The sequence below is a fragment of the Pedobacter sp. AC402 genome, assembly GCF_979252805.1.
This window is the reverse complement of record NZ_CEEDAI010000011.1, coordinates 125,623-149,693: the sequence shown is the minus strand read 5'-3', so window position 1 is coordinate 149,693 and position 24,071 is coordinate 125,623. Positions and strand designations below refer to the sequence as shown.

Annotated in this window: 19 protein-coding genes; 14 read left to right on the top strand and 5 right to left on the bottom strand. The window is 38.6% G+C overall.

Annotated features, from left to right (window positions below; all coding sequences use genetic code 11):
* Window positions 1–152: 152 nt before the first annotated feature.
* Genes AC0IWE_RS19290 through AC0IWE_RS19270 form a run of 5 tightly spaced genes read left to right on the top strand, consistent with a single transcriptional unit; the run spans window position 153 to window position 5,696 of the window.
* Window positions 153–593, top strand: a complete 441-nt coding sequence (locus AC0IWE_RS19290; protein ID WP_471794360.1) for a carboxypeptidase-like regulatory domain-containing protein — start codon at window positions 153–155, stop codon at window positions 591–593.
* A 1-nt stretch (window position 594) separates the two neighbouring features.
* Window positions 595–3,264 carry a SusC/RagA family TonB-linked outer membrane protein gene (locus AC0IWE_RS19285; protein WP_471794359.1) on the top strand — a complete coding sequence of 890 codons (2,670 nt, stop codon included), beginning with the start codon at window positions 595–597 and terminating at the stop codon, window positions 3,262–3,264.
* A 17-nt stretch (window positions 3,265–3,281) separates the two neighbouring features.
* Window positions 3,282–4,784: a SusD/RagB family nutrient-binding outer membrane lipoprotein gene (locus tag AC0IWE_RS19280; RefSeq protein WP_471794358.1), complete on the top strand. Its 1,503-nt coding sequence runs from the start codon at window positions 3,282–3,284 to the stop codon at window positions 4,782–4,784.
* 13 nt (window positions 4,785–4,797) lie between these two features.
* Entirely contained in the window at window positions 4,798–5,505 is a 708-nt protein-coding gene (locus AC0IWE_RS19275) for a DUF1735 domain-containing protein (RefSeq protein ID WP_471794357.1), read from the top strand.
* A gap of 35 nt (window positions 5,506–5,540) precedes the next feature.
* On the top strand, window positions 5,541–5,696 hold the full coding sequence (locus tag AC0IWE_RS19270) for a hypothetical protein (RefSeq protein WP_471794356.1): 156 nt from the start codon (window positions 5,541–5,543) through the stop codon (window positions 5,694–5,696).
* 92 nt (window positions 5,697–5,788) lie between these two features.
* On the opposite strand, the gene AC0IWE_RS19265 is transcribed toward AC0IWE_RS19270, so the two are convergent.
* Complete coding sequence (locus tag AC0IWE_RS19265) at window positions 5,789–6,079, bottom strand: hypothetical protein (RefSeq protein ID WP_471794355.1); 291 nt, start codon at window positions 6,077–6,079, stop codon at window positions 5,789–5,791.
* Between the two features lie 43 nt (window positions 6,080–6,122).
* Here AC0IWE_RS19265 and AC0IWE_RS19260 point away from each other — a divergent pair, with 43 nt between their 5' ends.
* Window positions 6,123–6,266: a hypothetical protein gene (locus tag AC0IWE_RS19260; RefSeq protein ID WP_471794354.1), complete on the top strand. Its 144-nt coding sequence runs from the start codon at window positions 6,123–6,125 to the stop codon at window positions 6,264–6,266.
* Here AC0IWE_RS19260 and AC0IWE_RS19255 read toward each other — a convergent pair.
* Complete coding sequence (locus AC0IWE_RS19255) at window positions 6,255–8,300, bottom strand: M1 family metallopeptidase (protein ID WP_471794353.1); 2,046 nt, start codon at window positions 8,298–8,300, stop codon at window positions 6,255–6,257. The two genes, AC0IWE_RS19260 and AC0IWE_RS19255, sit on opposite strands and share 12 nt — an antisense overlap.
* A gap of 123 nt (window positions 8,301–8,423) precedes the next feature.
* Between AC0IWE_RS19255 and amaB the strand changes: the two genes are divergently transcribed.
* A complete protein-coding gene (gene amaB, locus AC0IWE_RS19250) occupies window positions 8,424–9,965 on the top strand; it encodes an L-piperidine-6-carboxylate dehydrogenase (RefSeq protein WP_471794352.1) in 1,542 nt (513 codons plus the stop codon).
* 160 nt (window positions 9,966–10,125) lie between these two features.
* On the opposite strand, the gene AC0IWE_RS19245 is transcribed toward amaB, so the two are convergent.
* Window positions 10,126–10,767: a GIN domain-containing protein gene (locus AC0IWE_RS19245; protein ID WP_471794351.1), complete on the bottom strand. Its 642-nt coding sequence runs from the start codon at window positions 10,765–10,767 to the stop codon at window positions 10,126–10,128.
* A 287-nt stretch (window positions 10,768–11,054) separates the two neighbouring features.
* Here AC0IWE_RS19245 and AC0IWE_RS19240 point away from each other — a divergent pair, with 287 nt between their 5' ends.
* The 4 genes from AC0IWE_RS19240 to AC0IWE_RS19225 all read left to right on the top strand — a co-directional run bounded on the left by AC0IWE_RS19240 (window position 11,055) and on the right by AC0IWE_RS19225 (window position 16,119).
* Entirely contained in the window at window positions 11,055–13,841 is a 2,787-nt protein-coding gene (locus tag AC0IWE_RS19240; protein ID WP_471794350.1) for an outer membrane beta-barrel family protein, read from the top strand.
* A 5-nt stretch (window positions 13,842–13,846) separates the two neighbouring features.
* Window positions 13,847–14,629, top strand: coding sequence for a GLPGLI family protein (locus tag AC0IWE_RS19235; protein WP_471794349.1), 783 nt, complete (start codon window positions 13,847–13,849; stop codon window positions 14,627–14,629).
* 96 nt (window positions 14,630–14,725) lie between these two features.
* Window positions 14,726–15,256 (top strand): Crp/Fnr family transcriptional regulator, encoded by a 531-nt coding sequence (locus AC0IWE_RS19230; RefSeq protein ID WP_471794348.1) that lies wholly within the window; start codon window positions 14,726–14,728, stop codon window positions 15,254–15,256.
* 428 nt (window positions 15,257–15,684) lie between these two features.
* Window positions 15,685–16,119: a carboxymuconolactone decarboxylase family protein gene (locus AC0IWE_RS19225; RefSeq protein WP_471794347.1), complete on the top strand. Its 435-nt coding sequence runs from the start codon at window positions 15,685–15,687 to the stop codon at window positions 16,117–16,119.
* Between the two features lie 271 nt (window positions 16,120–16,390).
* On the opposite strand, the gene AC0IWE_RS19220 is transcribed toward AC0IWE_RS19225, so the two are convergent.
* Together AC0IWE_RS19220 and AC0IWE_RS19215 are read right to left on the bottom strand one after the other, a co-directional pair.
* Window positions 16,391–17,176 carry a rhamnogalacturonan acetylesterase gene (locus tag AC0IWE_RS19220; RefSeq protein ID WP_471794346.1) on the bottom strand — a complete coding sequence of 262 codons (786 nt, stop codon included), beginning with the start codon at window positions 17,174–17,176 and terminating at the stop codon, window positions 16,391–16,393.
* A gap of 4 nt (window positions 17,177–17,180) precedes the next feature.
* Window positions 17,181–18,821, bottom strand: a complete 1,641-nt coding sequence (locus AC0IWE_RS19215; RefSeq protein WP_471794345.1) for a glycoside hydrolase family 43 protein — start codon at window positions 18,819–18,821, stop codon at window positions 17,181–17,183.
* A 358-nt stretch (window positions 18,822–19,179) separates the two neighbouring features.
* Here AC0IWE_RS19215 and AC0IWE_RS19210 point away from each other — a divergent pair, with 358 nt between their 5' ends.
* From AC0IWE_RS19210 to AC0IWE_RS19200, 3 genes are all read left to right on the top strand, one after another.
* On the top strand, window positions 19,180–20,136 hold the full coding sequence (locus tag AC0IWE_RS19210; RefSeq protein ID WP_471794344.1) for a pectinesterase family protein: 957 nt from the start codon (window positions 19,180–19,182) through the stop codon (window positions 20,134–20,136).
* Window positions 20,137–20,295: 159 nt separating this feature from the next.
* The gene (locus AC0IWE_RS19205) at window positions 20,296–21,966 is read left to right on the top strand and encodes a glycoside hydrolase family 28 protein (RefSeq protein ID WP_471794343.1); all 1,671 of its coding nucleotides are present in this window, start codon (window positions 20,296–20,298) and stop codon (window positions 21,964–21,966) included.
* 5 nt (window positions 21,967–21,971) lie between these two features.
* Complete coding sequence (locus AC0IWE_RS19200; protein WP_471794342.1) at window positions 21,972–23,903, top strand: glycoside hydrolase family 88 protein; 1,932 nt, start codon at window positions 21,972–21,974, stop codon at window positions 23,901–23,903.
* The last annotated feature ends 168 nt before the right edge of the window (window positions 23,904–24,071 follow it).

Genomic DNA, 24,071 nt, shown 5'->3' with positions numbered 1-24,071 from the left:
GGATATTGCTTATAATTCCATATTACTAAAACATTTTAGTGATTATTTAAACGCAATTTATAACATTTTTAAGATAATCATTATTTTTTTTGATTTATTGATAATAAAAACTGTAATTCGCGGAATATTAACTTAAACAAACTTTAAAAACTATGAAAAAACTCGTACTGTGTTTATTCATATTTTTATTTTGCGGTATCATACAAGCAGATGCTCAGAGTAAAAATATTACTGGGAAAGTGGTTGCATCTAATGATGGATTGCCGCTTCCAGGGGTTAGTGTCCGTGTAAAGGATACAAAAAAAGCAACATCCACCGGGTCGGATGGAAGATTTACCATTAGCGTTAATGCAAATGAGGTGTTACAATTCTCTTATATCGGTTTCGTAGCGAAAGAAATCGCAGTGGGTACGCAATCAAATTTGAATGTTAACCTTGAGCCAGACTCAAAAAGTTTAAGCGAGGTTACGATTTCTACTGCATTGGGTATTAAACGTAAGCCAAAGGAAATCGGTTATGCAACGCAACAGGTAACCGGTAAGGCACTAACCTCGAGGCAGGCCAACCAACCTTGCAACGGGTTTATCTGGTAAAGTGGCAGGTTTGCAGATTAACCAGGCCAATAACCAGATTGATGCCGGCGACCAGGTAAGGGTGGTATTGCGTGGTAACAGGTCGTTTACCGGTAACAACCAGGCGCTTTTGGTTTTGGATGGTATTATTGTTCCATTGAGCCAGTTGAACTCAATTAACCCGAACGATATTGACAATGTGAATATTTTGAAGGGTGCAAACGCAGCAGCACTTTATGGATCGGATGCATCGAACGGAGTAATTATTGTGAGTACCAAGAGGGGATCTTCTGACGGCGGTAGCATAACCTATACTAATTCCACTTTACTAAATCGTTTAAGTTACTTCCCTAAGCTCCAAACAGAGTTTGGTGGTGGTACTACTCAGGATGACTTTGGATTTGGTTTGTACACTCCTTTTGAGAACCAGACCTTTGGCGAGCGTTTTGATGGAAGCATCAGACCGTTGGGCCGTATTTTAGAAGATGGAACTTACCAGATGGTTCCTTACACTTACAAAGATGGCGAAAAAGAGAGTTTCTTCGAAACTGGTATTGATGAACAGAATGATGTTACCTACTCTGGAGGAAACGAGAATGGAACAACCTATATCAACCTTCAGCGTGTAAACAGTAAAGGTTATGTTCCGGGAGATAAATCCAACAGAACTGCAATCCGTATTAATGGAACACGTAAACTGAACAAATTTTTAGCGGATTATTCATTTAACTATACTCAGAGAAATTACGATAAGAGTAACAATCAGGTGTATAACAATGTAATCAATACGCCAGGAAACGTACCATTGACTGAGTACAGTGATTTAAATTCGAAATATGGTAATCCTAACGATTACTACAATGATTATTATAACAGCCCATATTTTGGGTTACAGCAAAACCGCAACAACGAAAGAAGAGACGATTTGCTGGGCAATGTTTCATTTACCTATAAACCAGTTGATTGGTTGAGTTTGATGGCGAGAGGTGGTTTGAGCACTAAAAACACGCTGGGTAAAAATAAGAACTATGCCTATACCTATTCGGATTTTGCACACAATTCGGGTAAAGGGATAGCAGCCAATCAATACACAAAATCATCAGTAACCGATTACAGTGAATTTGAAAGCAGGTATACAGGGGATTTTCTTGCAACTGCAACTAAAACGTTTAAGCAATTTAAATTTACGCTGATTGGTGGTGCGCAGGTGATTCAGAAAAACTATAAGTACATGACTCAATCTGGCAACGATTTAGTGGTTGATAATCTTTTTAACCTTAATAACCGTTCTGGTGAGATCGTGGGATCTGAAAACGAACGTAACTCCCGCCAGCTGGGTTTATTTGGAGATTTAACGGCTACCTACCACGATTACTTAACGATCCATATCTCTGGTAGAAATGACTGGGATTCGAGATTAGCCAAAAGTAACCGCTCTTTCTTTTATCCGGCAATTGATGCAGCTTTAACACTTACAGATGCAATACCTGCATTAAAAGAAAGCAAAATCATCAGTAACTTAAAAATCCGCGGAGGTATTTCAAAAGTATACGCAGTACAGGTTGATCCATATAACATCATTTCTACAATCAGTCCGGCAGGAAACTTTCCTTATGGTAGTACAGCGGGATATTCAATTGATAACAAATTGTTTGATCCAAACCTTAAGCCTGAAAATACAGTTTCGAAGGAAATTGGTGTTGATATTGGCTTCTTAAATAACCGGATTACCTTAGAAACCTCAGCTTATCTTCAGAATACCAGAAATCAGGAAATTATCAACGGTATAGATTTATCAGGTACAACTGGTTATACCAGTGCGGTAATCAACACAGGAGAAGGTGAAAATAAAGGTATCGAGTTTAGTTTAAATGCAGCACCAGTTATCGGTTTCTCAAATGGATTTAGATGGAATGTAGGTGTCAACTACTCTTACAATACCAATAAGGTAATCGCTTTATATCAGGGTCAAAATCAATTGGGTATTGGCGACAACAACTATATCGTAGTTGGTCAGAGTTTTCCTTCGTTACAGGTGAGCAGTTACCAAACAGATCCGCTAGGCCGTGTGATTGTGGATGCCAATACAGGTTTGCCACTTTCAAACCCAATTAATAAAGATTTCGGACAAACCAATCCAAGTACTGTAGTTGGTTTTAACACCAGCTTTACCTTTAAAAACTTTACGCTATCAGGTGTTGCAGAATACCGCAGTGGTAACGTTTTCTATAATAGTTTTGCAAGCACATTGGATTTTGCGGGTATTAGTTATACATCTGCCCAGGCTGGTCGTGAACGTTTTATTTATCCAAATTCAGTAATCCAAACTTCACCAGGAGTATTTGTTCCTAATACCAACACCACTACTATACAGGGCAATGGATCTTTTTGGGCTGATGGCATCCGTAACAATACGGCCTCTAACTACGTAATGAGTGCTGCATTCTGGAAGATCAGAGAACTTTCTTTGGCCTACCAGGTACCAACACAATGGTTACAGAGCAAAGCCAAATTTATCAAGAATGCAAGTATTGCCTTGATTGGAAGAAACTTATTTATGTTCAGACCTAGTGATAACATTTATACTGACCCGGAGATTAACGTGGGCACAGGGAATGCACAAGGTGTTAATAACTTAAATCAAACGCCTCCTACACGTATTTATGGTTTTACCGCAACAATTGGCTTTTAACAATTAATAAAAGAAACATGAAAAAGAAATTTATATATGTGTTTACAGTATCGGCAGTTTTAATGCTTGGTGCCTGTAAAAAGGGTTTTTTAGATATTAATGATAATCCCAACAACGCTACAAATGTTAAACCTTCTTTAATATTAACGGGTGCGTTAAACAATACTGCTGCATATACTACGGGCGGCTCTATTTTTTACAGCTTTGCAGCTTTGTGGATGAACTATTGGATGACCCCAGGAGGTGTTTCGGGTTGGTACGAAGAGCGTTCATACAATTTTACCACCAACTGGAGCGGTTCTACTACACTTTGGGGCAGTTTGTACGATAACCTTAACGATTACGCCTCTTTAGAAAAACAGGGCAAAGCAACAGGGCAAAATTTTTTCGTTGCGGTGGCCAAAACAATGAAAGCCTGGGACTACCAATACCTGGTAGATTTTTACGGTAATGTGCCTTACACGCAGGCGTCTAAATCGGTTCTTTTCCTTAATCCGAAATACGATAAAGGGCAGGCGATTTACGAAGATCTTGCGAAGCAATTAGATACAGCAGCAAATTTATTTAAGACAGCAACAGTAAGCCCGTCAGATGTTACAGCTGATATTTATGCCAAAGGAGATGTGAAAAAATGGGGTAAATTTGCCAATACATTAAAACTTAGGATTCTTTTACGTCAATCGGAAATTCCTGGTAGAGAACAGTACATCAAAGATGAAATTGCAAAAATTACTGCAAATGGATTTGGATACATCGGAGTTGGTGAGGGAATGTTTAATAATCCCGGTTATTTAAATACATCTGGTAAACAAAATCCATTCTGGGGCGTATATGGTTATGCTGCCAATGGCGACAAAACTGCATCGCACACCTATATGCTGGCCAGCACTTACGGCATGGATTTCCTAAAAAATAACAATGATCCGCGATTAGGTAAGTTTTATAGCACAGTTAATGATGGTGCAGGAAGTACTTATGTAAGCTTAATTTGGGGCCAGGATGTAAATTTCGATCAAACACTTACTACCGTTTCAGGTATTGGTAAAGGGGTATTAAAGTCATTCGATCAATCGCAGCCTATTATGACAGATTTTGAGAGTTTGTTCTTACAGGCAGAAGCTGCACAAAGAGGTTACCTGGGCGGTAATGCACAAGCGAATTATGAAGCCGCTGTAACGGCCAACTTTGTTTACCTGGGATTAAAGGATACAGACGCAGTAACTTATCTTGCTGATCAGGATGTGGCAAATTGGAGTGCTAACGCAGACAAAATTGCCTTGATCATTAAACAAAAATGGGCTGCCATGAACGGTACAAATGATATTGAACCCTGGACAGATTACAGACGTTTAGAGCTTCCTGCAGATATGCCGATATCTATTTCTTCTACGGTAACTACCAAAAAAATCCCGGTAAGAATGTTATATCCACAAAGGGAATATAACACCAACTCGGCAAATGTAATTGCAGAAGGTACAATTAACCAGTTTACGTCTAAAATTTTCTGGGATGTTAAATAAACCATTAAAAACGATGAAAAATAAAAATATATTTAAAGGACTTATTGCAGCATTATGCATAATAAGTTTGTCTTCTTGTTTGAAGAACAAAAATGAGCAACCTGATTTCTCATCAACAACACCAGTTGTAGAAATTCCTGTTGGCTCACCAGTGGGCGATGGCAGCATCAACTCTTTAAGCACTTCACTTATTCAAAAAGATGTTCCAACCGACTATTACTTTTATATTAACTATGCGGCATCAAGCACAAAGCCAACTGATATTAAGGTCACTTTAGCTATTGATCCGGCTACGCTTTTAACATATAATAAGGCGCACCCTACTGATACTCCATTAAAGATTGTACCAACGAATGCTTTTACAATGCCGACAACGATTACGATTCCTGCGAATGAGCGTAGGGTACAGGTTCCGGTGAAGTTTGTGAGTACAGCACTTGATCCTGCTATTGGGTACGGTTTACCTGTAATTATCAAAGATGCTTCTGGAGAAGTAATTAGCAATAAATTTGGTGCTGTGGTTATTAATGTAGGCGTTAGAAATCGTTACGATGGAAAATACTCAAGCAAAGGTTATGTTTTTAGAGAGGGTGATACTGGCGGCTTAACTGGCTTTTTTAAAGGCTTGAGTAAAGATTTGTCGAGTAATGGTGCTAATGCGGTTAATTTTTCTCAGAACTGGGCAGACGGTGGTGAAGCTTCGGTGGTATTGATGGATTAACCATTAATGTAGATCCTGCAACCAACAAGGTAACGATGAAAAGCAAGGGTAATGCAACTTTGGCCAATGATCCGGCTTACGATAACCGTTACGACCCAGCAACGAAAACTTTTTATATCTCCTTTAAATGGGGTGCTAGTCCAACAAGCCGATCGGCTACCGATACGCTTAACTATGTTTCCATCAGATAAGTTAATATAAACAGCATAAAATAAAGAAGCCCGTTTGAATCAATCAAACGGGCTTCATTTTTTAATAATATAGTTAAAGCTAATGCTAAATACTATTCCTTCCCTAAATCTGCTGCACCTTTTTTAAAGAGTTCGGCCTGTTTGGTAAAATTTGCTTTAGCATCGCCACTTACGGCTGCTGCCTGTTGCGTTTTTGCCTGCGCAGTTGCAGTGTATGCACCTGCCAGTTGTTTGTTTAAATAGGATTGCAATTTTAACCTTTCTATAGCACTGCTGATGTTGTTTATACCTTTTTCGGTAACCGAAGGATTGGTATTCGCCCTCAAGTACTGGAAATACTGGCCAACTACTGAAAAGATTTCATTCCGGTCACCAGTAAGCATAATCTTTTCATAAAATGCCTGATGTTCATCTTTAGGATCGCTAATGTATAACGAAGCAATAGAAGGTGCAATGTGGTCTTTTGTGTCCGCATCTAGTGAAGATAAAGCCGAAATGCTTTCTTGCGGAGCCAGTTTGGCTAAACCACCAATACCCGCTGCAATTACTTTGTACGATCTATCCTTTTAAGCTTTCGCTCATTAAAGTTTTATATGTTATATCTCCTGTTTCAGCTAATTTCACAATTGCAGCAGCCCTTACTTCGGTATCTTTATCGGTTTTGGCAATTTGAAGTAGGATTGGTAAAGCAATCGCTTTGATTTTTGCATCTTCCAGGTTAATGCCATCAATACTTAGCGCACGTAAATCGGGTGATTTGTCTTTTAATCCGTCCAAAAGTACTTGTTGGCCGCTATTGGCTTTGCTTTGCATTATGAACTGAAGTGCCTCTATCCTATTGGCATAGCTTGGCGCATTTTTATATTGGAAATAATAGTTTTCTGCGGTTTTATTGTCGTTAGTTTCACCAACTAAAATTTTATCTGTGTCAAAATCAATTAAATCGGGTTTACTGTTAACATCGAAACTAAAATTCTGTTCGCGGCTGTTGATCAGAATTTCTTTCCTGATTTTCTGGCCACCTGCATAAATGTCAATTTTAATTGGTAAAATAAAGGTTTGAACACTCGAATCCTGGGTCTGTTTTACTTTAATTGTGGCTTTTCCATTCTGGTAACCATAATCTATACTTAAAATGGGGTGTCCGCCATTGTAATACCACTGGTTAAAATAAGGGTTCCAATCTTTACCGGTAACCTCTTCCATAGCCAATCGCAATTGGTGCGTTTCGCCATTTTTGAAAGCATTTGTGGTTAAATAACGGTTAAGCGATTTGTAAAAAGCGGCATCGCCCATCTGGTTTTTTAATGCATACAGAATAATCGATCCCTTTGCATAACTGATATTATCGAACATATCTTCCTTGTCACCATAATAGAAACGCGCTAAAACAGGGCTTTCCCCTTTTTTGGTCGAACCGATGTAAGATTGCAACTTATCATAGCGTGACTTATCTTCTGCATCCTGACCGGCATCGTGGCCATGCCAGATTACTTCTCCAAAGGTGGCGAAAGATTCGTTCATGGTTAGGTTAGACCACGATTCTGCTGTTACATAATCGCCAAACCATTGGTGAAAAAGTTCATGTGCAATTGTTCCTTCCTCATTGCCATCCAGCAGCTCGCGATCGGTTTTTTGTACCTGTTCGCCATGCAAAGTTGCCGAAGTATTCTCCATAGCTCCCGAAACATAATCTCTGGCCACCACCTGCGAATATTTGTTCCATGGATAATCTACACCAAGCAAATTGCTGTAAAACTGGATCATATCTGGCGTTTTTCCAAAAATCTGTTTCGCATAGGGTGCAAACTTTGGTTCTAAGTAATAACTTACTTCTTTGCCTTTATAAGTATCTTTTGTTACTTTAAATTCGCCTACAGCCATCATAAACAGATATGGTGAATGTGGAAGATCCATTTTCCAGGTATCTGTTCTGGTTCCATCAGCATTGGCTTTCTGGCTCACCAGTTTTCCGTTAGAAAGTGTAGTGTATTTCGATTTTACGGTCATCGAAATTTCATCAGTAGTTTTCTGATCGGGTTTATCAATGGTAGGGAACCATGCCGAAGAGGATTCCGTTTCGCCTTGTGTCCATATTTGCGTTGGTTTATTCTTATCAGTTCCGTCCGGATTGATAAAATAAAGTCCTTTTGCATCGGTTATGGCTGCGCTGCCTTTAACTTTTAGCTCGTCGGGTTTTGCGGTATAAGCAATGTATACCGTGTACTTTTCAGTATTGGTGTATTTTTTATTTAAAGTGATATGCAGTTTATTGTCATTGTAAACATATTTAAGCGGTGTATTTCCTTTGGCGCCAACCAATGCAACCATTTTAATGTCCATGCCCTGTGCATCGAGGGTTAGCGAATCTGTGGCATAAAAATGTGGTTTAAGGGTAACCCATTCTTTTCCGTAGAGGTACCGCTTAGCATAATCAAAAGCTACATCAAGTTTGGTATGCACAAGATCATTAACCTTGGTTGCCGTTGCCCGGTAAACAGCAAGATTGGTTGATTTTTCTACTGGTTGTTCCTGTGCAAAAAGTAGGTTGGCCGTAAAAGCAGAAAACAATATTATGCCACAGGCAATAAATTTTTTATTCATTTTTAAAGATTTGATAAGTCAGTTGACTTTAAACCACGATATTAAGAATTGTGGTAAAGTAAACACTCAAATGTAGTCCCCTTTCTGTTAATTTTTTGTTTTTTTGTGTAAATCGTTAGATATATGACTACAGCTATTCAATCCATTTTAAATAAATTGGGCATTCAGGCGAGTAATCCTGCCTTTAGTACAGGCAACAATTGGGGTGGAGAATCGAATCCGGATACTTTAGAAAGTTTTTCTCCTGTTGATGGTGAATTGATTGCTTCGGCAAAAGTTGTTGCCAGTTCAGATTACGAGGCGGTTGTGTTAAAAGCGCAATCGGCATTTAAAGAGTGGCGTACCATTCCTGCGCCAAAGCGGGGAGAAATTGTGCGTCAGTTTGGCGATGCTTTACGTGAAAATAAAGATGCATTGGGTACACTCGTATCATACGAAATGGGAAAAAGCCTGCAGGAAGGCTTTGGCGAGGTGCAAGAGATGATTGATATCTGCGATTTTGCTGTGGGCTTATCACGTCAGCTATATGGTCTTACTATGCATAGCGAACGTCCGAACCACCGCATGTATGAGCAATGGCATCCACTGGGGATTGTCGGGATTATTTCTGCATTTAATTTCCCTGTGGCCGTTTGGAGTTGGAACACGGCTTTAGCACTGGTATGTGGTAATGTTTGCATCTGGAAACCCTCAGAAAAAACGCCTTTAACAGCCATCGCCTGTCAACATATTATAGCTAAGGTTTTTAAAGATAATAATATAGCCGAGGGGGTTTGCAGCCTCGTTTTAGGAGATAGAAGCGTAGGTGAAATGATGACGAATGACGGTCGCATTGCATTAATTTCTGCAACAGGATCTACTCGCATGGGAAAAGCTGTTGGAGCTGCGGTGGGTGCCCGTTTGGGTAAAAGTTTGCTCGAACTTGGAGGCAATAATGCCATCATTATCTCAGAACATGCCGATTTGGACATGAGCTTAATCGGAGCTGTTTTTGGTGCAGTTGGTACCGCAGGGCAGCGTTGCACTTCTACCCGCAGGCTGATTATTCATGAAAGTGTATATGATGCTTTTACAGCGAAGTTGGTTAAAGCCTACAGTCAACTCCGTATCGGTGATCCTTTAGATCAAAATAACCATGTTGGGCCGCTAATTGATACTGATGCGGTGACTGCCTATTTAGATTCGATAGAAAAATGCAAGGCAGAGGGTGGCAATTTTGTAGTAGAAGGTGGCGTTTTATCTGGCGATGCCTATACAAGTGGTTGTTATGTAAAACCTTGTATTGCCGAAGTTCAGAATGATTTTAAAATTGTGCAGCATGAAACTTTTGCGCCAATTTTATACCTGATAAAATATAAAACTTTAGATGAGGCAATTGCCTTGCAAAACGGTGTGCCACAAGGGTTATCATCAGCCATTATGACTTTAAATTTGAGGGAAGCAGAACAGTTTTTATCTGCTAAAGGATCAGATTGCGGTATTGCCAATGTAAACATTGGTACCTCTGGTGCTGAAATAGGTGGTGCTTTTGGAGGGGAGAAAGAAACTGGAGGAGGTAGGGAAAGTGGATCTGATGCATGGAGAGCATATATGCGCAGACAAACCAATACCATTAATTATTCGAATACTTTACCCCTTGCACAGGGTATAAAATTCGATTTGTAGCAGAATCCTTAATGCAATAGTAATAACCCATAGGTGCAGGATTTTTCCCCGAAAATTCGGCACAGGCTCTCGGCTGAAAAAGCCTTCTGGCAGTAAGGACAAAAAATAAAAAAGGCGCTGAAATTAAACTCAGCGCCTTTTTGGTAAATATATGATGGAGTTAGAATAGTTTTTCTAATAAGTTTACCTGAAGATCATCATAACGGGATTTGTTGTTTTTTGCCAAAGCAGATTTTGCAACCAGTTTAGTATAGGTATCCTGGGCTATAAATTTTCCAGTTTCTATTTTAGAAGTGATACCGCTTGTCGATTGGTATGCTTGTGTTGAACCTTCGAGCTTTAAAGCGGCTGAATCATTTACATCAGTAGTTAAATTAACTGTATTAACGTTTAGATCTGCTGATGCATCATCACCTAAAACAACGCTTAAATTTAATAAATTAAATTTCCCGGCAGTGCTAACCGTTGCGGTATTTAATGCTTCGATACTATTTAAATTATTAACGTGCGCAATAACCGTTAAAGTATTTTTTTCGAATGAGCTGATTCTCAAGGTTGCACCCTGTTGCTGTATCAATGCGTTTTTGGTATAATATTGGTCGTAAACTTCAATACTTTCTTTTACATCCTGTATCAATATCAATTTTACATTTCCAGATACTACAATTTTATTGATGTTTTTCACCATCGTTATTGCGGTGTAGTTTGCATTGTTTTCTGTAGCATTTGCTACTACTGTTGCGCTGCTTAGCGTAACCATTACTAATGTTGCTGTGAACAAATTTTTAATAGAAGTTTTCATGACCTTAATATTTTATGTTTGTAAATCTTATTTTAAGTTCCTAATAATTAGGTGGTTTTGTAATTAAGACGGTGTTCTGGTGAAAACGTTTCAGCCAATCATGGGCTATTATACCATGGGCTTTTATTTATAGACGAACGCCAAAATAACCTATACGAAAAGTATTTGGTTGTTGCCGAAAAGAATGAGATTTACTGAGTATTAAGTAATAATGTTAAAAAAAGTTAAAGGATAGCAAATAACTAATCGATTAGTTTTATCTTCGGAAAACAAAACCAAATCCTTCTATGAAACGTTTATTACTCTCGTTGTGCTTTCTTGTGTTTATCTCCTCCTATTCGAAAGCGCAGAATCTCCATACTATTAAAGGAAGAACGATTGATACGGCCTCTACAACCCTGTTATCAGGAACTACAGTTGCAGTGTTAAATGCCAAAGATTCTACACTGGTAAAATTTACCAGAACTGCAGAAAACGGCTCGTTCGAAATTAATGGTATCAAAAACGGAAAATTTATTCTCCTGGTCTCTTATCCGAAATATGCCGATTTTGTAGATCATTTTACGCTTGACTCTACCACACAGGTTAAGGATTATGGAAAAGTAAACCTGACCGGAATGGCAAAAATTTTGGCTGATGTAATTATAAAGGGGAACAGGGCTGCGATGAAAATCAAAGGTGATACCACCGAATTTGATCCAAAAGCTTTCAACATTGAACCAAACTCTAAAGTTGAGGATTTAATTAAACAATTTCCAGGTATACAGGTAGATAAAGACGGAAAAATTACTGCCCAGGGTAAAGCTGTTCAAAAAGTTTTAGTAGATGGTGAAGAGTTTTTTGGTGATGACCCTACACTTGTAACAAAAAATCTCCGTGCAGATATGGTAGAATCGGTTCAGCTTTATGATAAAGCCAGTGATCAGGCCAGCTTTACCGGAATTGATGATGGGGAAAAAACGAAAACACTAAACGTTAAATTAAAAGAAGATAAAAAAAATGGTTACTTCGGTAAGGTGCAGGGTGGTTATGGAACCGATGATTATTACACCGGGCAATTGATGTTTAATAAATTTTGGGGCAAGAAAAAATTCTCTGCCTATGGCATTTTTGGCAATAATGGTACAGTTGGTTTGGGTTGGGATGACCGGGATAAATATGGCGGTAATACAATGACTATGACCGATGAGGGCTATATGTATTTTAGCTCGGGCGGTGATGACTTTGATAGTTATGATGGGCAGTACAATGGCCAAGGGTTACCTGTAGCCAGAACCGGAGGGCTGCACTTTGATAGTAAATGGAATAAAGACAAAGAATCATTAAATACCAATTACAAAATTGGTTCCATCCGCGTTAGTGGAGATCGAAATACAATAAGCCAAAACAACTTAAGTTCTGGTATTATTAATAATGTTTCAGATCAGTTTAATGATAATGATATGTTTAGGCAAAAACTGGATGCTACCTATGAAATTAAACTGGATACGACACTGACTTTAAAAGTAAGTGTAGACGGTGCTTTAAAAGAAAGCAATACGTTTAATTCTTACAATACTTCCAGCAAAAATGGTAATGATGAACTGCTAAATAAAAGCGATAGAACTCTTAGTAACAAAGTTAACGAGCAACAGTTTAATATGAGTGCTTTATTTACCAAGAAATTGAAAAAGAAGGGCCGTACACTTTCCCTTAGTTTAAGCGAGGCCATAAGCAAAAGCAATAGTGATGGTTATTTAAATTCAAAAAACACGTTTTACACCACTACAGGAGTTCGCGATAGTGTAATCAATCAATATAAAGTTAATGATATTTCAAATAATGCGTTCAGATCTAATTTAGCATATACAGAACCACTTAGTAAAACCATAAGTGTAATTGTAAATTATGGATTAAGCTTGATGAGTGGTCAATCTGACCGAAAGTCGTTCAACAAGTCAGCAAGTGGAAATTACGATATTCTGGATACCCAATTCAGTAACGATTATAAATTGGATCAGATCATTAATCAGGGAGGGGCAGTATTCAATTACAAGAGTGGAAAATCATCAGCTACTATTGGCTCAAAATTTAGTGGCGTTAACTTCAAACAGATAGATCTTTACAACAATAAAACCTATAACCGTAACTTCATTAATTATATGCCTCAGGCATCATATCAATACAGATTTTCACAGCAAAAATCTTTGAGAATAAATTATAGTGGAAATACAAATCAGCCCTCTCTGGAGCAAATTCAACCCATTAGCGTAAATACCGATCCATTGAATATTTCCTTAGGTAATCCCGATTTACGGCCATCTTTTAGAAGTAGTATCAGTGCGAATTTCAATTCGTATAAGGTATTAACAGATCAATCGATCTGGCTAAGTGGCTATTATAGTTTTACAGCAAACCCCATTATTAGCGATGTTGTTACAGATAGCGCAGCTAAAAGTACTTACAGATCTGTTAACCTCTCGAATGAAATGCCATCAAATTTTTCAATTAATGCACAAACTAGCCGAAAAATAAAAGGTATAGATTTAAGTGTCGGTATTAATGGTAATGCATATGGAAACACTTCGTATAATTTTATTAACGGGGTTTTAAATAAAACAAAAAATTATACCTACGGAGCTGGATTAAATTTTTCGAAGTATGTTGATAAGAAGTATAATTTCTATGCCCGTTTCGGACCAACTTATAATATTGCCAGAGCGAGTGTTAATACCTCGGGCAACAGCGATGGTTGGGGCTGGGATGGTTATGCATCAGGCTCGGTAAAATTACCAGCCAAATTTGAGTTATCTACTGATGGCCAGTATGAATTTAAAGGGAAGACACAAACATTTGATGAAAACTTTCAACGTTTCCTTTGGAATGCCTCATTAACAAAAAAGTTCTTCAAATCAGAGAATCTTAAATTCGCGCTAACCGTAAACGATATTTTAAACCAAAATGTCGGCTTTGATAGATCCGCATATAACGGAAACATTACCCAAAGCAGTTATACAACTATTCAGCGGTATTTTTTATTCTCATTAATATGGGATTTCAATAAAATGGGTGGTGGCGTTAAAACACAAAAATAATGATCATGAAAAATCTGCTTATATACTTTATCTTTTTTACTGCCATTTTTATCAGTAAAAATGCATCTGCACAGAATGCGCACTTTGTTCAAAACGGTATAATCGAATTTGAAAAAAAATCGAATATGTATGCCATAATAAAGAAGAAAATTAACAAGGATAACGAAAGTTACTATGGCCCTGCTTTTGATCAATACAAAAAGAACAATCCTCAAACCAAGATCGGAAAAAGTGTATTAAACTTCACAAAAGACAAAAGTTTATATAAGGTAACTTCAGCTGAAGAACCCTTAACAAATAACTGGGTAACAAGAGATATGTTGGCCGACTTAAGGAATACCGTGGCAACAAATTTTGGTACTGAAACAAGCATAGCGCAAAAAAATGTTTACGAAGAAACCTATCTGGTGAAAGATAGTGTTCGTAAAATCAATTGGAAAATTACCGACGAAACAAGGGAGATTGCGGGTTACGAATGCAGAAGAGCTAATGCGGTAATCATGGATTCGGTTTATGTAGTGGCTTACTATACTAACCAAATTGCAGTATCGGGCGGGCCGGAATCTTTTACGGGGTTGCCAGGAATGATTTTAGGTTTAGCATTGCCTCATGAAAATGTAAATTGGTTTGCGACTAAGATTACCGAGGTTGCCATACCCGAAAAAGACTTATTGCCCCCAACTAAAGGAAAACCAATAACCAATAAAGGATTAATAGCGATTGTAACCTCAGCACTCAAAAATTACGGGCCTGAAGCATTATCGGATTTGAAAATTTTCGGGCTTTAAGGAACAGTAGATTATTACAATTATGCCTATTTTAGCAAGCCAAATAGCATAATAATGTTTACTGCGCTTTATAATCACATTAACAGATTTATAAATTTGAGTAGTGATGAACAGGAAATCCTTGAACCACTACTCAAATCGTTTTCAGTTAAAAAGAAAGCATTTTTATTGGAGGAAGGGCAAACCTGCAGGGCCAATTATTTTGTTGTAAAAGGTTGCCTCAGGCTTTATTTTGTCGACATTAAAGGTGTGGAGCAAACCACCCAGTTTGCCATAGAAAATTGGTGGATAACTGATCTCAGTAGCTTTCTGTTCCAGGAGCAATCAGAATTTTATATTCAGGCTGCCGAAGCTACAGAGGTGATTGCCATTGAGCACCACCATTATGAAGAAATGTTCCATAAATTACCGAAACTGGAAAGGTATTTCAGGTTGATCCTGCAAAAAAACCATCAGGCCTCACAACGGAGGATCAAATTTTTATACAGTCAAACGGCCGAAGAGCGATATCGCCATTTTAATAGTTTATTTCCCGAATTTGTGCAGCGTGTGCCACAGTATATGCTGGCTTCATATCTGGGTTTTACGCCGGAGTTTCTAAGTAAGATCAGGGCTAAGAAGATATAAGCCTCGGAGCCCACAGCCTTAGTTTTGCTTAACATGAGCCACTGAAACACAGAAGGGACGGATAAATACGGTACGGGTATTGAAAAAGAAAACATTGGTATATGAGGACACCAATGCTACCAAGTAAGCCCTAGTTATAGGCAAACATAATTTAACCACAGATAAAATGGATGCACACAGGTATAAAGATCTGTGTTATCGGTGCCCATTTGAGGTTAAAAACTTATTAAATAAATGACATTAATGAGAACACAGGCCTTGAAACCACTCCGTGTTAATCCGTGCTTCCGGGGCTAAAAAATAAACATAGCGCTAACTTTTTAGAAAAAAGTGTGCCCTTTGTGTTAGGCAATCATTTCTTAAACTACATTAAGTTTTTTGATCATTTCGATGCAGAACTTTACATCATAATCAAAAAAACAAATAATATGGAAAGTAGAATTGATATCCCAAAAGTAGAACCAGCAGCTTATCAAGCCATGTACGGTTTAGAAAAATACTTATCAACCAGCAAATTAGATCCTATCCTTTTAGAGCTGATTAAAATGCGTGCTTCACAGATTAATGGTTGTGCTTTTTGCTTAAATATGCACTCAACCGATGCCCGTAAAATCGGCGAAACCGAGCAGCGTTTATATCTGTTGAACGCCTGGAGAGAAACAACACTTTTTACCGAACAAGAGCAAGCGGTTTTGGCCTTAACAGAGCAGGTAACTTTAATTGGTAACCACGTTTCGGATGCTGTTTATCAAAAAGCGGCAAGCTTCTTCAGCGAACAGGAACTTGCACAGATTATTATGGCTATTGTAACCATTAATGCATGGAACAGGCTCGCAATTACTGCAAAAGTAATGGTAGGGTAGTTAATTTCAGACCTCTCAGGTTTTTAAAACCTGAGAGGTCTATTGCTACAAGATTGAATCAAAAATCTTGCTCAGGTGACTCAGGTGATCGGTATTTTTTTTTAAAAACAATGGTTTTGTATAATTTGGCCACTGTAATCCTGTTGTCCCCTCAAGTCCTCGCTCATTGCTTCGATTGGGGCTTTACGTTCTATCAGATGTATTTAACAAAAGTATGTAATTGTAAATTACCCACCATCCAGACCCCACAGGTTTCCGAAGCCTCCGAGGTCTAATTTTGCGCTCCGTTAATCTTCTTCAATTCCTCATATACCAACCTGGCAACTTCTTTTGCTCCTTCCGGCTGAAAGTGCGTATTGTCTTTTTGTCCTTTAGGATAAGCTTCATATTTTGCTGAGTCTAAATTCATAAAATAATTTTTACTTACAAATTCATTTCCTTTTGTACTAAAAAATGCTGCTGAAAGTGATGTTAAATCTATAAGTTGTACATCTAATTCCTGAGCTACATCTTTTACCGCTTGTGGATACTCGCCATGTGCACTCCCAAGTTTTCCATCTTTCCAGGGATAGTTTCTGGTTACCGGTGTAATAAGAATCGGTAAGGCACCTTTGGCCCTGGTTTCTTTCACATACATTCTTAAAAAATCTTTATAACCAGGAATATCTACATAACGGTCTGGCTTATTCTTTGCTGCGTCATTATGGCCAAACTGGATTAAAACCAAATCGTTCTTTTCCAGGGTTGATAATACTTCTTTCCATCTTCCCTCTTCAAAAAAGGTTCTGGTGCTTCTGCCGCCTTTGGCTTTATCAACCACAAGGGCACTATCACTTTTAATCAGCTTGTTTAATTTTTTTAAACTGTCTTTTTTTAAAAACTGTTGAAAAACCTGTCCCCAACCCGTTATCGGGTATTTTTTCTGAATATAACCTTCCTCCAGGGTATAATCTGCAACAGTAGAATCGCCTATTAAATAAATTTTAATGGGCTTTGGTTTTACAATGAACGACATCAGTAAAACTGCCAACAGGGCAACGGTAAGATACTTTTTCATTATTTTATTTTAAAAGTTGTATACGGAACCAATCATATTCCGCAATTCCCGAATCATTAATTTGGGCATCCCTAATGGCAAAAATTCCCACTTTTGCACCTATCCACTGTCCGGCTGTTGCTTGAAATTCATCTCCGGCATTGGTAAAACTCAGCCCATCTTCGCTGTAACTAAACTGGCATTTTGCACCAGCAGTAACCTTAACCCTAAAATATACAGTTGCTGATTTAAGCCTGGTAATTTCCTTTTCATTCTCCTTTTTTCCTTTATCTGCATTTTGGCAAACGCCGTACATCAGGGACAAACCGTCTTTTTTACTTTTAATACTTATCTGTGCATAACTCCGCCCCATTACCACCAGGCCTGTTTCTTCATTTTCCAATTTTGGATTGGGCTTAAAAACAAGTTTTGTTGTGGCCATAAATTCATCGGCAGGAAATTTCTGCATCAACAGGTTTGGAACATCCCACAGGTTTTTAGCATCATCAGGAGTTTTGGCGGTGTATAATTTCAACAAACCTTTTGCCGCATCGGTAAATAACCAGGTTGGCTGCGGGTTGGCCTGCCATTGCCATTGCAACCCCAATTGCGAAGTTCCAAATTCATCACTTTCTACTGGCGTTTCAATTGGATAAACCTTGCCCACATTTGGTTTTTTATACGTTATAACTGGCTCACCCTTGCCATCGCCATCATTATCCACGCCAATAACAGGCCAGTTATTTGCCCATTTCATTGGCTGCAAATGCACCACACGCCCGTAGGCATCTTTATCCTGAAAATGCAAAAACCAATCTTCACCAGTTTGAGTATTTACCCAGGCACCTTGATGGGGGCCATTTACAGAGGATTTTCCCTGATCCATGGCTACCTTTCGTTCATATGGACCATAAATGTTTTTACTTCTTAAAATGAGTTGCCAACCTGTAGATACGCCGCCTGCTGGGGCAAAAAGATAGTAATAACCATTTCGTTTGTAAAATTTTGGCCCTTCAATCGTTGGATCCAATTCATGACCATCGTACACAATACGACCGGTTTCTGTCGCTTTAGCGCCATCACTGGTTAAGGGCATAATGGCCAATACACTTTTTATCCCGGCCCGGCTGCCCGCATAAGCATAAGCAAGGTAAGCTTTGCCATCTTCATCCCAAAAAGGGCAAGGATCGATTAATCCCTTACCTGCTGCCACTAATTTTGGTGCCGACCAATCGCCTGTAATCGTTTTTGCTTTTGTTAAATAAATGCCAAAATCGGGATCTGGATAATAAATATAAAATTCGCCATTGTGGTAACGAAGCGAAGGTGCCCAAACACCATTGCCATGCTGCGTTTTCTCGAAATGCTCAAAGGGAGGCTGGCGTTTTAAAGCATGACCTATTATTTTCCAGTTGACCAGATCTTTGGAATGGAGAATTGGCAAACCGGGAATTGCATCAAAACTTGAGGCGATCATGTAAAAATCATCTCCCACCCGGATAGCATCCGGATCAGAATAATCGGCGTTTATAACCGGGTTTTTAAAGGTTCCATTGCCTAAATCAGCTACCCAAACTTTGGAAACATACCGGTTATCAGGCGATTGCTGGGCAAAGGCATTTAAACAAAAACTTAAAAAAAGGATTGAACTGTATAGGTATTTCATTAACAAAACTGTTTTTAATATTTGGTCAGTTATTTATCTAGCATTATGTCATTCACGCGCAGGCGGAAATCTTAATGTGGCTTATGATTGGCATTAGATTCCCAATCATGTTGGGAATGACGATGCGTGTATTTTATCAAATTAGCCTATCAACAAGATTAAGTTTTTTTTTATTTTCAGGCAAGTTGTTATTGTGCAATCGTTCCCGACATCGTTTGCGAAGTTTAATCTGTCAAATGTTTCTTTAGCATAGATTTTAATGTTTAAAATTGTTCATCATATATTTTAAAACACGGCTGCGTTACAAAGTTTTATACTTTTACGTGGCCGATTTTAATTTAAGCCTAACCAAATACACATGAAAGCAAGCATTTTATTCTTTCTTTTAGCCCTTTCACTGGCTGCAAGTGCCCTTGAAGTTAAACCCGATTTTGTGGTGGCGGCCGATGGCAGCGGAAATTTTAAAACAGTACAGGAAGCAATACATGCTGTACCCGATTTCAGGAACAAAACAACGGTAATTTTTATTAAAAAGGGTATTTATAAGGAGAAATTAGTTTTAGCAGCCTCTAAAAAGAACGTAAAGTTTATTGGAGAGCGCTTAAACGAAACCATTTTAACTTATGATGATTATGCACAGAAGAAAAATGCTTTTGGCGAAGAAAAAGGCACTTCAGGCTCCTCAAGCTTTTATATTTACGGGGAAGGTTTTTCTGCTGAGAATATTACTTTCGAAAACTCATCCGGCCCGGTGGGACAGGCAGTGGCCGTTTGGGCAGGTGGTGATAAAATCATTTTTAAAAACTGCAGGTTTTTGGGTTTTCAGGATACACTTTATACCTATGGTGGCAACAACCGCCAATATTATAAAAATTGCTATATTGAGGGAACGGTAGATTTTATTTTCGGTGCTTCTACCGCTTGGTTCGAAAGCTGCACCATTTTTTGTAAAAAGGCGGGTTACATCACCGCTGCTTCCACTGCTGATACCACAAAGTTTGGTTATGTATTAAACAAGTGTAAAATCAAGGGAGATGCACCAGCCAATACTTTTTATTTGGGCCGCCCATGGAGGCCTTATGCAAAGGTTGCTTATTTAAACTGTGAGTTGCCAGATTTAATTCGCCCTGAAGGCTGGAACAACTGGGGCAAAGAAAGCAATGAGAAAACTGCCTACTACGCCGAATATAAAAGTACCGGTAAAGGAGCTGATCCAAAAAACAGGGCAAAATGGTCGCACCAGTTAACAGATGACGAGTATAAGGCCTACATTTTGGAAAACGTTTTCCGTGGATGGAATCCTGAGGCAAAATAGTCTGCTTAAAACGTTGATATTCAATATTAAAACACCTAAATTCAGGTGTTTTTTTACTTTGTTCTCCGGCAACGATTGCATAGATTTCTCTTCGATTTTAACCGCAAACAACGTACACTTGTTATTACAATAACCAAGTATAATTTAACTGCACAAATAATGAAACATATTTCTGGTGGTTTATGCCGTATTAAAGTAGCTCTGGCATGCTTAATTTTAACTTCTGCAACTGCTATAGCACAACAAAAGCAAAGCTTACCCGTAATTCAACAGGTTAAATTTAAAAAAGATACCACAAGCATTGTAAGTTTTGGGGCAAAAGGCGATGGCATTACCCTAAATACACAAAGTATTAATAAAACCATTGCAAGCGTTAGCCAAAAAGGTGGCGGTGTGGTGTTAATTCCTTCCGGCCTGTGGTTAACCGGCCCTATCGAATTAAAAAGTAATGTAAACCTCCATTTAAAACGTGATGCCATTCTTCAGTTCACCGCTGATTTTAATCAATATAATTTAGTTCAGGGAAATTGGGAAGGCCAGCCAGCGTGGAGAAACCAAAGTCCGATTTCTGGTATCAATTTAGAAAATATAGCCATTACCGGAACAGGAATTATAGACGGCAATGGTGGCGCGTGGCGCATGGTTAAAAAAGATAAACTTACAGAAACCCAGTGGAAAACTTTGGTTGCGTCTGGCGGGGTAGTAAGGGCTGATGGTAAAATGTGGTATCCATCCGAGAAAACCGTTAAAGGCTCAAACACTAAAAATGCAGGCGTAATTGAGCCTGGAAAAACAGCGGCCGATTATGATGATATTAAAGATTTTCTCCGTCCAAACTTATTGGTATTAACAGGTTGCAAAAAAATCCTTTTAGAAGGTGTTACTTTTCAAAATTCACCAGCCTGGAATTTACACCCGTTACTTTGTGAAGATTTAACCTTAAGAAATTTACAGGTAAAAAACCCCTGGTTTGCTCAAAACGGCGATGGAGTAGATGTAGAATCTTGCAAAAATGTATTAATTGAGGGAAGCACTTTTGATGTGGGCGACGACGGAATCTGTATTAAATCAGGAAGAGACGAAGCTGGCCGTAAGCGTGGTGTGCCTACAGAAAATGTAATTGTAAGAGATAATGTAGTTTACCATGCCCATGGTGGTTTTGTAATTGGCAGCGAAATGAGTGGTGGTGCTAAAAATATCTGGGTATACGATTGCTCGTTTATCGGTACCGATATTGGCTTACGTTTTAAAACTACCCGCGGCCGTGGTGGTGTGGTAGAAAATATTTACATCAATAACATCAACATGATTGATATTCCTGGTGAAGCCATTTTATTTGATATGTATTATGCCGCTGTTGATCCGGTTCCGTTGGCCGGCGAAAAACGCGAAGCCATTAAAACTGTTACTGTTCCGGTTACAGAAGCTACTCCACAGTTTAAAAACTTTTACATTAAGGATGTTGTGGCAAATGGTGCTGAAAAAGCAATATTTTTTAGGGGTTTACCAGAGATGAACATTAAAGACATCCACCTGGAAAACGTGACCATAAAAGCCAAAAAAGGAATTGAAATTATTGAAGCGGCAGGAATTTTCTTAAAAAATATAAACGTAATTACCGAAAACACCAGTCCGGTTGTAATGATCCAAAATGGCTCAAATATTAATATCAGCGGATTAACCTTTCCAAATAACAGTAAAGTATTGTTTGATGTAAGTGGCGAAAAATCAAAAGGTGTAAAAATTACCGGAACGGATGTTTCCAAAGCAAAAACAGCCTCTCTTTTAAGTGCTGAAGTAGATAAAAAAGCACTGGAAATTTCAAAATAACCAATATGAAAAAATCAATTTTATATACAATAGCGGTGCTCATCTGTTTTTCTATTTTATCGCAAAGTGGATTTGCCCAAAAGAAATTATCAGAACAGCTGACCTTAACTGCGATGGAAAAACTGTTTCAGGATACCACACTGCTAAAAGGTGCTAAAGGCCCAAAATGGACTTATGATATGGGGGTTGTATTGGAAGGTGCAGCAAGCGTTTGGCGGAATACCGGAGATGGGAAATATTTCAAGTACATCCAAAGTTCAATGGATGCTTATTTGGATAAAGATGGAAACATCAGCACTTATAAGCCAGATGATTTTAATATCGATAACATTAAAAACGGACGGTCTTTATTGTTGCTTTACAAAGTTACCGGGCAACAGAAATACTTATTGGCGGCAACAAAATTATACGATCAGCTGCAAAAACAGCCACGTACTAAAGAAGGTGGCTTTTGGCATAAAAAAATCTATCCAAATCAAATGTGGTTGGATGGCCTGTACATGGGCGAGCCGTTTTATGCTGAGTATGCAAAATTAATGAAAAAAGATGCGGCTTTCGATGATATTGCCAAGCAGTTTATACTGATGGAGAAAAATGCCCGCGATGCTAAAACAGGCCTACTTTACCATGGTTACGATGAAAGCAGAACCGAGCAATGGGCCGATAAAAAAACCGGCCTTTCACCAAACTTTTGGGGCAGGGCAATGGGCTGGTACATTATGGCTTTGGTAGATGTGCTGGATAATTTTCCAACCGATCATCCACAGTATAAAGAGTTAATCGCCATTTTAAACCGCACGGCAACTGCTGCTGTAAAATATCAGGATCCGAAATCGGGTGTTTGGTTTGATATTTTGGATATGCCTACCAGAAAAGGCAATTATCTTGAAAGTTCAGCCTCCAGCATGTTTGTATATGGTTTGGCCAAAGGTGTGCGCAAAGGTTGGTTGGCCCCAACGTTTATGGCAGCGGCAAATAAAGGTTATGCGGGTTTAAAGAAAGAATTTGTAGAAAAAGCTGGAGAGGAACGGATAAATCTTACTAAAACAGTTTCAGTATCTGGTTTGGGTGGTAAGCCAAAATACCGCGATGGTAGTTTCGATTATTACATCAGCGAAAAAGTAATTACCAACGATCCTAAAGGTGTGGGTGCCTTTATTTGTGCAGCTTCTGAAATGGAAATAGATGTGTTGCCAAAACCGGGCAAAGGTTTAACCGTTACTGTTGATAATTTTTTCAATAACGAATATACTACTGGTCCTACTGGAGATAAAATCCCTTTCCATTATGTTTGGGAAGAAGATGATAATAACGGATTTTCATTGTTTGGCAAAGTATTTAATAACGCAGGTGTAAAAACTGCTACACTTAAAACCGCTCCAACTGCCACCAATTTAAAAGGAAGTGACATTTACATCATTGTTGATCCTGATACCGAGAAAGAAACAGCAAAACAAAACTTGATGGATGCTGCACATGCCAAACAGATTAGTGAATGGGTAAAAGCTGGTGGAGTTTTAGTGCTTTTGTTAAATGACGTTGGCAATTGTGAAATCTCAAAATTCAATGTGCTGCCAGAAACTTTCGGTATTCATTTCAATGAAGATAGCCGCAATAAAGTTCAGGGTGCAAATTTCGAGCAGGGCGCGATAAATATCCCCGCAGGAAATGCAATTTTTAAAACGGCTAAAAAAGTTTACATCAAGGAAATTTCAACTATCGTGGCCAAAAGTCCTGCAACTTCTGCACTTACAGATAAAGGTGATGTGATTATAGCAACGGCAAAGTATGGTAAAGGAACCGTTTTCGCGGTTGGCGATCCGTGGTTTTACAATGAATATATAGATGGCAGAAAGTTGCCGGCAGAATTCGAAAATTTTAAGGCAACGAATGATCTGGTGAACTGGTTGATTAAGCAGGTGCCGGGCAAGAAATAAGGTTAACCACAGATGAAAAGGATGAACACAGATAAATAATATTAGCCAGGGAAGACGCAGGCAGAGCGATCGAAAAAAAAATAGCTAATGGTCTGTGGAGACACAGACCACGGAATGGGGTTAACCACAGATGAAAAAGATGAACACAGATAATTGCAATTAATGGTT